This window comes from Methylomusa anaerophila, from assembly GCF_003966895.1.
GTDB classification, from domain to species: domain Bacteria; phylum Bacillota; class Negativicutes; order Sporomusales; family Sporomusaceae; genus Methylomusa; species Methylomusa anaerophila.
On sequence record NZ_AP018449.1, the window covers coordinates 523,208 to 536,134 of the forward strand.

The window sequence follows — 12,927 nt, forward strand, 5'->3', positions numbered from 1 at the left end:
CTAGCCGGCACAAACCGCGTCGAACCGGCAGGCGCCTAGACAGCTGCCGCACTTGGTGCACAAGGCCTGATCAATTTTATGGGGTTGCTTTTTCTCGCCAGTGATAGCTTGTACCGGGCACTTTTGGGCACAAAGAGTGCAGCCTTTGCATTTATCCTCCCAGATAGTATAAGTCAATAACGGTTTACAGGTTTTAGCCGGACATTTCTTGTCTCTGATGTGGGCTTCATATTCATCCCGGAAGTACCGAATGGTAGTTAATACCGGATTGGGCGCAGTTTGCCCCAAACCGCACAGCGACCCGTCTTTTATATTAATGGACAGTTGTTCCAATTCCTCAATATCGCCTTCACGGCCTTCACCGGCTGTTATTCTTTCCAATATTTCCAGCATCCGCTTGGTCCCGATACGGCAATAGATACATTTGCCGCAGGATTCCTTTACGGTAAAATCAAGGAAGAATCTGGCCATATCAACCATGCAGGTGTCCTCATCCATAACAATCATACCGCCGGAACCCATAATAGCACCGGTTTGATTGATGGAATCATAGTCAACCGGAGTATCCAGGAGTTGTTTCGGTATACAGCCGCCGGAAGGCCCGCCCATCTGTACAGCCTTAAAGTCCTTATCGTTCAGAATTCCGCCGCCGATACCGTAAATAACTTCCCGCAAAGTCATGCCCATCGGCACTTCCACCAGGCCGCCGTTTTTGATTTTGCCGGCCAGGGCAAATACTTTGGTTCCTTTGCTTTTCTCGGTGCCGTATTTGGCATATTCGCTGCCGCCGTAATAAAGAATCCACGGCACATTGGCAAAAGTCTCCACATTGTTGATATTGGTTGGCTTACCCCAGAAACCTGATTGGGCAGGAAAGGGCGGTTTGAGCCGCGGCATTCCCCGCTCGCCTTCCAGGGAAGCGATAAGGGCGGTTTCCTCACCACAGACAAAGGCGCCGGCGCCTTTCTTGATGTTCATGTCAAAGGAAAAGTTTGTCCCCATGATGTTATCGCCCAGCAGATTTTTCTTTTTGGCATCGGCAATGGCAATTTCCAAACGTTTGATTGCCAGCGGATACTCGGCCCGGCAATAGATGTGGCCCTCACGCGCACCGATAGCGTAGCCGCAGATAATCATGCCCTCCAGCAGCGCGTGGGGATCCCCCTCCAGCACGCTCCGGTCCATAAATGCGCCGGGATCGCCTTCGTCGGCGTTGCAAACAACATATTTAATATCGCCTTTGGACTGTCTGGCAGCATTCCATTTGAACCAGGTGGGAAAACCGGCGCCGCCCCGTCCACGCAAGCCGGAAATCTTAATCTCCTCAATAACCTCTTCCGGCGTCATATCTTTAATGACTTTTGCCAGAGCCTTATAACCGTCCTTGGCAAGATAATCATCAAGATTCTCCGGGTCAATTATACCACAGTTCCTTAAAGCAATCCGCACCTGCTCAGCCAATATGGGATAGGGCTTTTCCGAAGTCGATACAATGTATTTTTCAAGCGGCTGCCCGCCGAGAACATGGTTTTTGAATATTTCTTCCGCCATTTCCGGGGTTACGTTGGCATAGGTGGATACGCGATCGTTGTCAATGACATCCACGATAGGTTCATAAAAACACATGCCAATACAGCCGGTAGATATCAGTTCGATATTCCGGCCATGATTTTTTATTTCTTCTGCCAGTTTTTCCCTAACCTTACGGCCACCGGCGGCAATACCGCAGCTGCCGAAACCCACTCTAAGCTTCACAGGCAACACCGCCTTTCTCGGCTTCACCGATGTCTTTTAATATCTTTCTCGCCCTCTCCGGTGTAAGCTTGCCATAGGCCTCGCCATTGATCATAATAACCGGTGCCAGACTGCAGCATCCCAGACAGGCAACGTTCTCCAGTGTAAACAAACCGTCGGCAGTAGTCTCACCTGGTTTGATCCCCAGTTCGTCACAAATTGCGCTGCCTACTGCTTGGGAGCCAAGTACATGGCAGGCAGTACCCTGACATTGTAAAATGATATACTTACCGACAGGATTTAAACGAAACTGGGAATAGAAAGTCGCTATCCCGTATATTTTCGCCCGTTTACTGCCGGTATTGTCCGCAATGGCCTGGAGAGCGGCCAACGGCAGATATCCGTAAATTTCCTGTGTTTTCTGCAGTATGGCAATAAGACTGCCCTGCTTGCCGGCATATTCCTTAAAAACAGGTGCAAGCAGGGACAGGTCTACATCGCCGTCGGCAAATTCCGTTTCGGGCTCTTTTTCCCGCGAATTACCCATGACTCTACCTCCTTCAATAATGTCCGGTATTCTGTACTTTGATTATCGGGTAAATAATTTTTCGGCTTGTTATTCCTGTTATTGTTGTGAATGCCGGGTGGATAAAGTTAAAACCTAGCCCGGCAAGCTCAATATACCATTACATTATTTCGACCCTAACCCATAATTTCCTTTGTCTCTTTGTCTTCTGATGTAGCCCGAATATCTGATTCTTACTGAACTTGCGCTTAAATCCCTCTAATCTTTTTTTTGCCTCTTTTTAGATCGAAATATTTAAACATAAAAAAATCGTCAGATTATTTTATCCGGAGACTCCGCTCCTTAAACAAATAATCTGACTTATAAGGTTATTGGGGGGATATGAAATTTTGACGATTAACACAATAAGTGAAAGAATCAGTACACTAATTCTATTGAACCGTCGTATACCGAACGGTACGTACGGTGGTGTAAAACAGAAGAAGGACTGGAGCCTTGCAGCGTCCAGTTCTCCGATCAGCCCGTAATAATCCCCGAGCCCTTCTTCTCGAGCTGCCACTTAGCTGCCTCGATCGTGTTTTTCATTAAAATAGCGGTGGTGGCAGTGCCGGCACCGCCCGGGACCGGGGTAATCCAGGCCGCCTTCTCGGCAGCGACCTCGGTCTCTACATCGCCGATGATCTTGCCGTCCTTGGTTGCATTGATGCCGATATCGATCACGATGGCGCCCTCTTTGATCCAGTCGCCTTTGATCAGGTGGGGCACACCGACGGCAACGACCAGAATCTCCGCCCTCCTGACGTGGTACTCGCTCAAACCGCGTTGACCGGTGGCGATATGGCTGATAGTAACGGTACCGAAGGCATTCAGGAACAGCAGCGCTGCCGGTTTGCCCACGATATCGCTGTGGCCGACAACCACTACCTCCTTGCCGTAGATGTCCACCCCGGTGGATTTCGCCAGTTCAAAAGCGCCTAAAGCGGTGCAGGGAACCAGTCGGGGCTTGCCGAAGGTCACTAGGCCCATGTTGGTAGGGGTGATACCCTCGACGTCCTTCTCGTAAGCGATGCTCCATTGCACCACTTTGGGGTCGATCTGAGGCGGTAAGGGCATCTGCAAGATGATGCCGGTGACATTGGGATCGTTGTTTAAGCCGGCGATATGCTCGAGAAGCTGGTCCTGGGTCAAATCCGCAGACAGTTCCTGAAGTTCATACTTGATGCCAGTAGCCTCGGCAACCTTGCGCTGGGCATTCGTATATACACGCGAGGCATCGTTCTGTCCCACCTGAACTGCAACCAGGCTGGGAGACACTCCCTTGGCCTTCAAGTCAACGACTTCTTGTGAAACCTCAGCCTTGATCTTCTCTGCAAGCGGTTTTCCCAACAATAACTGAGCGGCCATTAATTAATTTTCCTCCTTAATAATTTTAATAATTTTCTATAATACCGTTTTTCCCGCCTTATGCCTTGGGCCGCGGCAGGAATCCGGCGCCCTTGACGATTTCCGGCAAAGCGGCTTCCCAGCCTACCGGCATGATGTGGATCCCGGCAACACCCGGAATCTTTTTGAGCTCATTGCACATTTCGATCGCTATTTGGATACCCTCTTTTTCGCCAGCCGCCTTGGCTTCCGCTTTATCCTTGCCTTCCACAGCCTTTTTCATTCTTTGGATGATACTGTCAGGTATCTCCATCCCGGCAACATCATTCTGCATGTACTGCAGGGCTCTAAGTGCCCTTACCGGCAGAATCCCGGCTGTGATTTTAGCCCGCTGATGCAGACCACGCGCCACAGCCATTTCCATGAACCGGGCAAATTTCTCCAGATCAAAAATCGCTTGGGTTTGAATGAAATCGGCGCCGGCGTTGATTTTCTTTTCCAAACGCGTCACGCGGAATTCAAAGGGATCGCCAAAGGGATTTTCTACCGCGCCGATGAAGAAACGGGGTTCGTGGGCTTTAATGGGAGCACTGGATAGGAACTGTTTATCATCCCGCATTTTTTTGACCATCGAAATCAATTGGATGGAATCAACATCATATACATTCTTACCGGTGGGATGATTACCAAAAGATTGGTGGTCACCGCTTAAACATAAAACATCGCAAATTCCTAAGCTGTAAGCGCCAAGTAAATCGCTTTGCATAGCAATACGGTTACGGTCCCGGCAGGTCATTTGAATGATGGGCACACCGCCGCCCTTTAACACATGCACGCCGGCGGCAATACTGGACAGCCGCACAATCGCGGTTTGATTATCGGTTAAGTTAAAAGCATCAACTATATCTTTGAGTTCATGCGCGTGGTGCTCAAGATCGTGACCGTCGGAATGCTGGGGCGGTCCAAGCTCGCCCGTAACGATGAAGTGCCCCTGGGCGTACAGTTGTTCTAATTTGCTTTCTGTTTTTAAAGAAGGTGCGCGTAATGCTGCTGCTTCACTCATAACCGTACATCCTCCCTCACAATTTTGCGAGGACCGCCGTCTCTGTTCTTGGACCAGTCTTTCGCCGGCTGAATCTCACTAAGAAGATCCAAGCGGTTTTGAGCCTTAAGGCGGTCATAGATTAACTGCCAACCACAAGGAGTGTCCTTACTGATTTCACATTTGCCGCCTTGGGAACCGCCGCAGGGACCGTTCAAAATGCTCTTGGAACAGCGGATAACCGGGCAGATGCCACCAGTTTTAGCCAGGACACATTCGCCGCACAGCATGCAGCGTTCTTCCCAGATACCGTGCTCAATAGCAGCGCCGGCAAACTTGGTGTTTTGTCCGGGAACGAAAATCACATCCGGATAAGTCTCCGCCATATACTGGACGCCTACGCCGCAAGCCATGGAAACTACCGCATCCACATCCTTGAGATGCTCTTTAAATCTGGCGGCATACTCAGGATCGCACTGGCGTTCATAAGTTGCGGTAGTAATTTCTTTGGGTGTTCCGTCAACTTCCAGCTTCATGCGGAGGGCACTGGCCAGAATATCGGTTTCTTTCTGGCCGCCGGATAAACATACGGTAACACAGCCGCCGCAACCGGCAACCAGCACTTTTTTGGCGTTCTTTATCGACTCTGCGATTTCCTCTATTGGCTTTATTTCTGCAACTATCATATCGCTTGACTCGTCTCCTTTCTAGGCCTTCCGGGCCTTAAGCGGACTCGGACCTAATTTTGTGATAAGTCCGGCCATATCCCGGGCGATATGGGCAAAACGCGGACCATGGGTACCGGAGACATTATACATTACTAAACGTTCGCCGCCGATCCCAATTTGGTCCAGAATAGTTTTTGCATGCTCCAAACGCTTCTTGGCGCGTGAGCTGCCGTTAACGTTCATGCATTCATGCTCGGGACAGCCAGCGACAAACACGGCGTCGACGCCTTTCTCAAAGGCTTCGAGAAGCAACCTGACGTCAACTTTACCAGCACAAGGAAGCTCAATGGTTTCTATTGCGACATTGCTATTTGCATCGGCCGGTGGGCCAAGGTCGGAGCTGACCAGTGCGCACATGCGGCAAACGAATCCAACTACCTTAACATCACTCACTCTTAACCCACCTCCGTCAACGCAGTTTCAACCCGCGCCAGTACCTCATCATCTTTATAATGATGGAGGAAAATAGCTTTATTCGGACATTCAGAAGCGCACATGCCACAACCGCGGCAGTCGGCCGGCGGAATGTAAGCAGCACCCATTTCCTTTTTCTCTCTGGTAATTTGCGGGATATTATACGGGCAAGTCCGGACGCAAGTCAGGCAGGCAGCGCATTTTTCCCATTCAACTTCGGCAACAATACCGCCCATCATCAGGACAGGCTGACTTAAAATACGGGCCGCGCGGCCAGCTACCCCTTTGGCCTGGGTCAAACACTCGACTACGGATTTCGGTCCATGGGCTGCACCGGCAATGAAGATACCACCGCCGGGGAAGGCAATTGTCCCGAAATTGGAGTGAGTCTCTGACAAAAAGCCGTCGGCATTAACTTGAATCCGGAAAATATCAGCCAATTGCTTGGCTTCCGGCGTAGCGGTTTGCGCCACTGCCAGGATTACGTTGTCAGGCCGGAGCGACAGCGTCATACCGGAAGCCGGATCAACAACCGTCAGCGAGAGACTGCCGTCATTGTCCTTAACCAGGATGGGTTTATCGGTTTCGTCATAGTGAATGAAAATCACGCCGGCTTTGCGGGCTTCCCCGTATTTAAGCTCAAGATAGCCTGGGGTCCGGATATCCCGGGACAAAACGTATACACGGGCGTCCGGGTTTTGCTCTTTGATTTTCATCGCACTGTATACCGTTTCGGAACAGCAGGTTCGGCTACAGTAGCCATGTTCCTCGTTGCGGGAACCAACGCATTGGATAAATACATAAACGGGTTCACCCTTGGCGGGTAAACGGCTGTCACCTACGCGGTACATGGCTTCGGTGCCGGTAATAACCCGCGCATCCTGGCCAAAAAGGTATTCAGACGGGGCATAAGAAGTAGTTCCTATAGCCAAAACAACTACACCGTGTTCTATCTTCCGAGTCGCTTTTACAGTTCCCTCTCCCACCGCCACGGTAGTAATAAAGTGTCCTTGGCGGCCGGTAAACTCAACCACTTCCGCTTTGGTAAGCACCTCAATTTTATTGTTCTTTTTAACCTGCTCTTCCAGGTCCTGGACAGTTTTCTGCAGACTTTCCGTTTCCAGACTTCCGGTCAGGTCCCGTACATAACCGCCCAGCACATCACTCTTTTCGACCAAAGTACTGGCGATACCCCGATCGGCTAAAGCCAGTGCCGTTACCATACCGCTAACGCCGCCACCGACAATTAAAGCCCGGGGAACTACCGTTTCGGTATGCCACAGAAGAGGCTGGTAGGACTTAACATCTGCAACAGCTTTCCGGGTCAGTCCTATTGCTGTCTGAGTTGCCTTGTCGGCATTATTTTCCCAGGTTTTGTGCGGAACAGACGCCATTTCCACCAGCATCCGGTTAAGACCGGCTGCCTGAACAGCGTCCTGGAAAAGATTGAGGTTGTGTTTTAAGACACAAGGGGAAACAACAATACGGTTTATCCCTTTGCTGGCAATCAGTTTTTGCATTTTTTCAATGGATTGAGGCAGACACATGGATTGATCGCATTCCACGACACATACGTCCGGTTGCGTCTTGGCAGCGTTGATAGCCGCATCTATATCAGCGTCCATTGCCGCCAGACCGCCTTTACAAAGGAAGACCCCCACCCGTGCGGCTTCCTTGCTCACATCACGCTCGGCAACAGGCTTGCGGGCCGGTCTTTCCGGCTTGCCAAGGGCTTTGGCGGTCGCAGCCGCGGCGGCGCTGGCGAGGGCCATAGTTTCCGGCACATCAAGCGGTCCTTGGCTGCCGCCGACAGTGTATATACCTGAACGCTTAGTTGCCACCGGATCAAGCGGATCCACTTGGGCAAACCCAAATTCATTCAGCGGAATTCCCAATATTCCGGCAGTTTCACTTAGCCGGATAGAAGGCCGAATGCCAGCGGCAAGTACGACAAGATCAAATTCCGATTTGACCGGCTTGCTGGCAGCCGCATAATTAATTGATAATTTTTCCGTAACCGGATCTTCTTTGACCTCGGAGATCATGGTCCGCACATACTTGGTTCCAAGCTCCTGGGCTCTTGACAGGAAGGTGTCGAAGTTTTTACCGCAGGCTCTAATATCAAGATAAAAGACGGTCACATCGGTCTTAGGATCGTATTCTTTGGCCAAGACGGCTTCCTTGGCGGTAAACATACAGCAAATGGCGGAACAGTAGTCGCCTTGGCAAACAATATCGCGGGATCCCACACATTGAATAAAGGCGATTTTCTCGGCACACTTGCCGTCAGACGGACGTCTAATGCAATCTGAACGATAACGGCTTTCAGAAAGCAAATGCTCAAATTCCAAGCTGGTAACAACATTCTTATAATATCCGTATCCGTATTCGCCTTTCTTGGAAACGTCATACATGCTGAAACCGGCTGCCAGAATTACCGCTCCCACCGAAAGTTTTTGCGTGTGCTTACCAGTGGCGACATCACTAATGGCGACTTGGAACTTGCCCACATCTCCCTGACAATCAACCAGTTTGGTTCCGGTATACACCTTAACCAGCGGGTTATTGTGAGCGCGGGTGATCAGAGACCCTAGAACGGTGCTTGAAGCATGCAGGTTGCCGCCTAAATATAATGCGGAGATATTGACCTGATCTCCCCATACACAGGCGGGTTCACTATCTTGCTTGGAAGAATCCACCAGTTTACCACCTAAGTTTGCTTCATCCGTTATAAGATGGACAGGATATCCTGCACCTGCCAATTCTAGAGCCGCCTGCAGACCGGCAATGCCACCGCCGATAACGAGCACATCCTTTTGCATGGCTCTCACTGCCTTTCATAAATTATCTTTATTACTACCACACACACCATTGCAATTTAGACATAGCCGATATAACTAAAGAGAAACCGGACAAAACCTATGATGGATAGTTCTGCCGGTTTCTCCGCAAGGTTACAACAACTGCAATGATGTCAAGAGCGGTATGGGATCAATAATATGTTTCTTCATCCATTTTCTTGCGTCAGGATGTCCGAAACTGATCCCCAGCAATTCGGTGAAGAAGAATATCGGGATCGGTTTTTCTATTTCTTTCTGCCGGGTTTCCAGAGTCATCTGACATAACGGACAGGCGGTTACAATGGCGTCGGCACCCGCACGCTGGGCCTCAGTTACCAAGTTTTTGGTTATCTCATAAACGATGTCGGTACGCGGTATCGTTAAGCTACCGCCACAACAGTCAGTCTTGTATGACCACTTTTTTACGTCGGCACCAATCAATTTCATCAATTGATCCATTGCCTGCGGCTGCTCCACATCGTCAAAAGCAACATACGTGGGTCTGGTAAGCAGACAACCATAATACGGAACAAGCTTGAGACCGTTGAGAGGTTTTTTCACCTTCTCGCCGACTTTGCCAATAAATTCTTTTCTCATGATAACTTCCAGCGGATGAGTAACATGGACGTTACCGCTATAGGACGATCCCATTATGCTTTTCAGCTCTTCGTTAGCTTCCTTGGCTTCCGGAGTGCCTTCGCGCACATAATGGTCAGCGGCTTTTACAAGGTTATAGCAGGCGGCGCATGGCAGGACCAGTTCCTTTTGCTGTTCGGCTTCAGCGATGACTAGATTTCTAAGGGGCAAAGCAAGGGCGAGAAAACGGTCGGTGGAGTGTCCGGCGGTAGCCCCGCAGCAATTCCACTCCTGAAGTTCGGCCAGTTCCAGCCCTAAGGCGCTAAATACGGCCTCAGTTGCCAGATTATACTCTTCCGCCGTGGAGTGAAGTGAACATCCCGGATAATAGCCTAATTTCATCGTGCCTTTTTCTCCTTTGCTCTCTGGAATATTTTCTTAATCTCGCCTTTCCGCCGCTTAAGCGCATTATGAGGTAGTATTGGCATCTTGTTGCGCATGCCCATTTTTAATGCAAGGTCCATGTCCGCCAGAAAAGTCCCTGTACAAAACTTGTAAAGTCCCATGAGTCCAGCTTCATAACCGCGGCCTTCGCCGCCGATCACCGGGAATCCTTTCATGGAATCAAGAAACAACTCGTAGAATAGTTTAATATTGAAATGACTGGCAGGAATTTTGTCTTCGGCAATGGTTTCCATTTTAATCGTATCCATAACCTTGGACGTATCGATACCGTTAGGGCAGCGAACCGCGCAAGTTTTACACCCAACACACAACCAGGGGGTATTGCTCTTATACACCTTATCTTTTTCCCCCAGCTGGATCATGCGCAGAATCTCGTAGTTGTTATGGTCCATGGCAAAGTTCAGCGGACACCCGCCAGCGCATTTCATGCATTGATAACAGGCTTGGATGTTCTGATGAGACTTTCCCTCGATTTCCCGGCAAAAAGAAGTCTTACCCGTTTTAGCAGATTGATTCACCGTTGACATCATTGACCTCCTTTCCTGGGTGAGCCCAACGGCGAATTACCGCTGTCTGAACACCTTCGGGTAGGAGTCGCAATAGATATCCTTGTTGAGGATTATGCGGGCAGACGCAATAGCGTCGACGAGCAGATCATCATTAACGTCAAGGATGGCGGAATCAAGACCAACAGCCATAGCCATAACGGCAAAGGTGCGGTTGAGGAGCGGGCGATGGGGAGTCTTTTGGGAAACGTTGGAAAGACCGATGGTTGTCAGCGGCGCCGGATTGGACAAGAGTTTAATTTGGCGGATGGTTTCCAAAGCTTCGGACGCATGCTCCTGGGCTACGTTAACCGGCAGGATGATTGGGTCAATAAAGAGGTTGTCAGGCTGAAGACCATAAGCTTCAGCATTGGCAACGAATTCCATAGCTAAAGCTACGCGCTCGTCGGCACTCTTGGGAATACCGGATTTGCTGATGCAAAGGCAAACAACGTCAGCCTGGTATTTAGCGGCCATCGGGAAAACCCGGTCAATTTTTTCTTGTTCGCAACCAATAGAGTTGATAACTGCGCCGGGTTTGCCGTATTCGATTAGAGCCGCTTCCATAGCGTTATAGTCAGTAGTATCGATAGCGAGAGGCAGGTCGCTAACTTCCCTAACAACTTTAATCATCCAGGGAAGATCTACTGTTTGGTCCTCAGAGTTAGGGCCGGTGTTCACATCAAGATAGTGAGCGCCGCCTTCTTTTTGTTTAACAGCCCATTCTTGCAGAGGCTTGGGATCATGCTCCCGAACCGCCTTACCGATGTCCTTAAACATACCGTTAATTCTTTCGCCAATCATAATCATTTTAAATCCTCCTCGTTATATTTAAATTTGGGGGATACAACAGCGCATGCACATTATCGGACAGTCAAAAAAGTTATCCGGAGCATTAGAGTTCAGGTTTAACCATTAATTCTTCACTATTCTTCTTGAGGAGACGCAGCGATTCAGGATGGCGTAAAACCGCGATATTCGCGCCGCCCTGTAAAAGACCGGCAGCAGTCACAGCTTCCCAAAGTATAGCACGCTCTTCCTGGTTACCCCAATTGGGAAAGTCTTCTTCCGGAGCAATGGCTTCCTTGGACCGCCATGCTTCATAGCCAATTTGTAAAAGAACAGGCATAGCCAGCATTTTGTCGCCTTGGAGAGCGCCCAGACGGCCACGTTCGAGGATGGAGTAAGTATACTCAATGCCATAACCGAGAGCGGCGGTACTGGGATCAATAAGAATGCTTTCGGCGGGAAGACCCATTTCGGTGATCAGGATGTTAAGCTGTTTACAAATGTTGATATCCAGGGGGCTGAGAGCCAGAAGCTTGTGCTTATAAACCATGCAGGCAGCAGCAAGCGACTTGTATTTTTCCTGCTGAGCAGAGCCGATAACCAGGTTTTCACCAGCGGCGGCTTCAGCAACAACCGGCCAAACCGCATTGTCTTTTTCCTCAACGCCAGAGCCAACGACGATCAGGGGCACACCGACGGCAGCCAATACATCCTTAACAATTTTGGCACACTCTTCCGGGCTCTTGTCACCATTATCAGGATGAGAGCCGGCAAGTTTCAGGTAAATCAGATCAGCGCCGAATTCTACGGCTTTTTTAGCCCAAGTTACCGGGTCACCGGAAACTTCTGCGTAAACCTTTTGCAGGATAGGATCCCAGTCGGTAGGAGCAATATCCTGGATTTCGAGAGCAGCAACCGGCTTTAAAGGAATCTCGCCTTCATAATGAAGAAAAGGAGCTGACGCGTCACCGCCGACAGTTACTGTGCTGGTACGAGTACCTCCTTGTTCTTTGGTAGCACCAATGGTAACAGTGTTGATCTTGCTGGAATATTTTTCTTTCAAAATATTTGTTGCCATAGTTACACTCCTTCCAAACAGTTAGATTTGTATTTCTTTGCAGATGGCGTTAACCGCCTGAACAGCAGCCGACTGCTCGGGTAAATCGTACAGCGGCTGACTTAAGAGGTCAAATTTGGCGACCAGGGGATCATAAGGTATCACACCGATGAGGGTCAGACCGGTCTTATCAATTTCGCTCTTTAAGGCGGCAACATCCTCATCATTCTGAGTTTTAGTCAAAACCAGATAAATGTTTTTGACATCGGATTTTATGGAATCCACCAACTGGCGAACGCGGCCGGCGGAACGGATACCCCGGGCCGAGGTATCACTAACCACGAACATATAGTCAATGTCTTGCGTCACACGCCGGCTGATATGCTCCAGTCCGGCCTCATTGTCCATGACTACATAGCCGTAGTTTTTCCCCAGTTTTTCCATGTATCCGCGCAACAGATTATTGGGAAAACAGTAACAGCCCGGTCCTTCGGGTCCACCCATCACCAGCATATCAACATAATCTGATTCGGCGAGAGAAGCCTGGAGTTTAAACTCAATATACGTCTCCTGCGTCATGCCGACAGGGATAGCTCGCGGGTCCTTGGTACTGCTTATCAATTCGGAGATAGTCTGAGTAACCTCCATACCTAAAGCCTCGTTCAAATTCGCATTGGCATCAGCGTCAACAGCCAAGATGGAACCTTTATTGTTTTTGACGAGGTAACGAATTAATAACGCAGCAAAAGTGGTTTTCCCCGAGCCGCCTTTTCCTGCCACAGCGATTTGTTTTGCCATGTCTATCCGTAAACTCCTTTCATTACCACC

12 protein-coding genes are annotated in these 12,927 nt (G+C 49.6%); all 12 read right to left on the reverse strand.

Features of this window, described 5'->3' with window-relative positions:
- Entirely contained in the window at positions 1 to 1,755 is a 1,755-nt protein-coding gene (locus MAMMFC1_RS02300) for an NADH-ubiquinone oxidoreductase-F iron-sulfur binding region domain-containing protein (protein ID WP_126306123.1), read from the reverse strand.
- Entirely contained in the window at positions 1,745 to 2,281 is a 537-nt protein-coding gene (gene nuoE / locus MAMMFC1_RS02305; RefSeq protein ID WP_126306125.1) for an NADH-quinone oxidoreductase subunit NuoE, read from the reverse strand. Before nuoE ends, MAMMFC1_RS02300 begins: the two co-directional genes overlap by 11 nt.
- A 495-nt stretch (positions 2,282 to 2,776) precedes the next feature.
- Positions 2,777 to 3,664, reverse strand: coding sequence for a bifunctional 5,10-methylenetetrahydrofolate dehydrogenase/5,10-methenyltetrahydrofolate cyclohydrolase (locus tag MAMMFC1_RS02310; RefSeq protein ID WP_126306127.1), 888 nt, complete (start codon positions 3,662 to 3,664; stop codon positions 2,777 to 2,779).
- Between the two features lie 58 nt (positions 3,665 to 3,722).
- Positions 3,723 to 4,706 (reverse strand): methylenetetrahydrofolate reductase, encoded by a 984-nt coding sequence (locus MAMMFC1_RS02315; RefSeq protein WP_126306129.1) that lies wholly within the window; start codon positions 4,704 to 4,706, stop codon positions 3,723 to 3,725.
- Entirely contained in the window at positions 4,703 to 5,371 is a 669-nt protein-coding gene (locus MAMMFC1_RS02320) for a methylenetetrahydrofolate reductase C-terminal domain-containing protein (RefSeq protein ID WP_126306131.1), read from the reverse strand. The genes MAMMFC1_RS02315 and MAMMFC1_RS02320 overlap by 4 nt, the downstream gene beginning before the upstream one ends.
- A gap of 21 nt (positions 5,372 to 5,392) precedes the next feature.
- Positions 5,393 to 5,806, reverse strand: coding sequence for a hydrogenase iron-sulfur subunit (locus MAMMFC1_RS02325; protein WP_197723897.1), 414 nt, complete (start codon positions 5,804 to 5,806; stop codon positions 5,393 to 5,395).
- A 2-nt stretch (positions 5,807 to 5,808) separates the two neighbouring features.
- Positions 5,809 to 8,649, reverse strand: a complete 2,841-nt coding sequence (locus tag MAMMFC1_RS02330) for an FAD-dependent oxidoreductase (protein WP_126306133.1) — start codon at positions 8,647 to 8,649, stop codon at positions 5,809 to 5,811.
- 132 nt (positions 8,650 to 8,781) lie between these two features.
- Positions 8,782 to 9,645, reverse strand: a complete 864-nt coding sequence (locus tag MAMMFC1_RS02335) for a CoB--CoM heterodisulfide reductase iron-sulfur subunit B family protein (protein WP_126306135.1) — start codon at positions 9,643 to 9,645, stop codon at positions 8,782 to 8,784.
- Complete coding sequence (locus tag MAMMFC1_RS02340; RefSeq protein ID WP_158618611.1) at positions 9,642 to 10,235, reverse strand: 4Fe-4S dicluster domain-containing protein; 594 nt, start codon at positions 10,233 to 10,235, stop codon at positions 9,642 to 9,644. Before MAMMFC1_RS02340 ends, MAMMFC1_RS02335 begins: the two co-directional genes overlap by 4 nt.
- 36 nt (positions 10,236 to 10,271) lie before the next feature.
- Positions 10,272 to 11,063, reverse strand: coding sequence for a dihydropteroate synthase (locus tag MAMMFC1_RS02345; protein WP_126306139.1), 792 nt, complete (start codon positions 11,061 to 11,063; stop codon positions 10,272 to 10,274).
- An 85-nt stretch (positions 11,064 to 11,148) separates the two neighbouring features.
- The gene (locus MAMMFC1_RS02350) at positions 11,149 to 12,120 is read right to left on the reverse strand and encodes an acetyl-CoA decarbonylase/synthase complex subunit delta (protein ID WP_126306141.1); all 972 of its coding nucleotides are present in this window, start codon (positions 12,118 to 12,120) and stop codon (positions 11,149 to 11,151) included.
- Positions 12,121 to 12,141: 21 nt separating this feature from the next.
- Complete coding sequence (locus MAMMFC1_RS02355) at positions 12,142 to 12,897, reverse strand: ATP-binding protein (protein ID WP_126306143.1); 756 nt, start codon at positions 12,895 to 12,897, stop codon at positions 12,142 to 12,144.
- Positions 12,898 to 12,927: the final 30 nt, after the last annotated feature.

Bases quoted from the DNA above. Each gene is read 5' to 3' on its own strand.
- MAMMFC1_RS02350 (WP_126306141.1), bottom strand. From the start codon at position 12,120: ATGGCAACAAATATTTTGAAAGAAAAATATTCCAGCAAGATCAACACT.
- MAMMFC1_RS02310 (WP_126306127.1), bottom strand. From the start codon at position 3,664: ATGGCCGCTCAGTTATTGTTGGGAAAACCGCTTGCAGAGAAGATCAAG.
- MAMMFC1_RS02355 (WP_126306143.1), bottom strand. From the start codon at position 12,897: ATGGCAAAACAAATCGCTGTGGCAGGAAAAGGCGGCTCGGGGAAAACC.
- MAMMFC1_RS02315 (WP_126306129.1), bottom strand. From the start codon at position 4,706: ATGAGTGAAGCAGCAGCATTACGCGCACCTTCTTTAAAAACAGAAAGC.
- MAMMFC1_RS02335 (WP_126306135.1), bottom strand. From the start codon at position 9,645: ATGAAATTAGGCTATTATCCGGGATGTTCACTTCACTCCACGGCGGAA.
- MAMMFC1_RS02320 (WP_126306131.1), bottom strand. From the start codon at position 5,371: ATGATAGTTGCAGAAATAAAGCCAATAGAGGAAATCGCAGAGTCGATA.
- MAMMFC1_RS02345 (WP_126306139.1), bottom strand. From the start codon at position 11,063: ATGATTATGATTGGCGAAAGAATTAACGGTATGTTTAAGGACATCGGT.
- MAMMFC1_RS02330 (WP_126306133.1), bottom strand. From the start codon at position 8,649: ATGCAAAAGGATGTGCTCGTTATCGGCGGTGGCATTGCCGGTCTGCAG.
- MAMMFC1_RS02340 (WP_158618611.1), bottom strand. From the start codon at position 10,235: ATGTCAACGGTGAATCAATCTGCTAAAACGGGTAAGACTTCTTTTTGC.
- nuoE (WP_126306125.1), bottom strand. From the start codon at position 2,281: ATGGGTAATTCGCGGGAAAAAGAGCCCGAAACGGAATTTGCCGACGGC.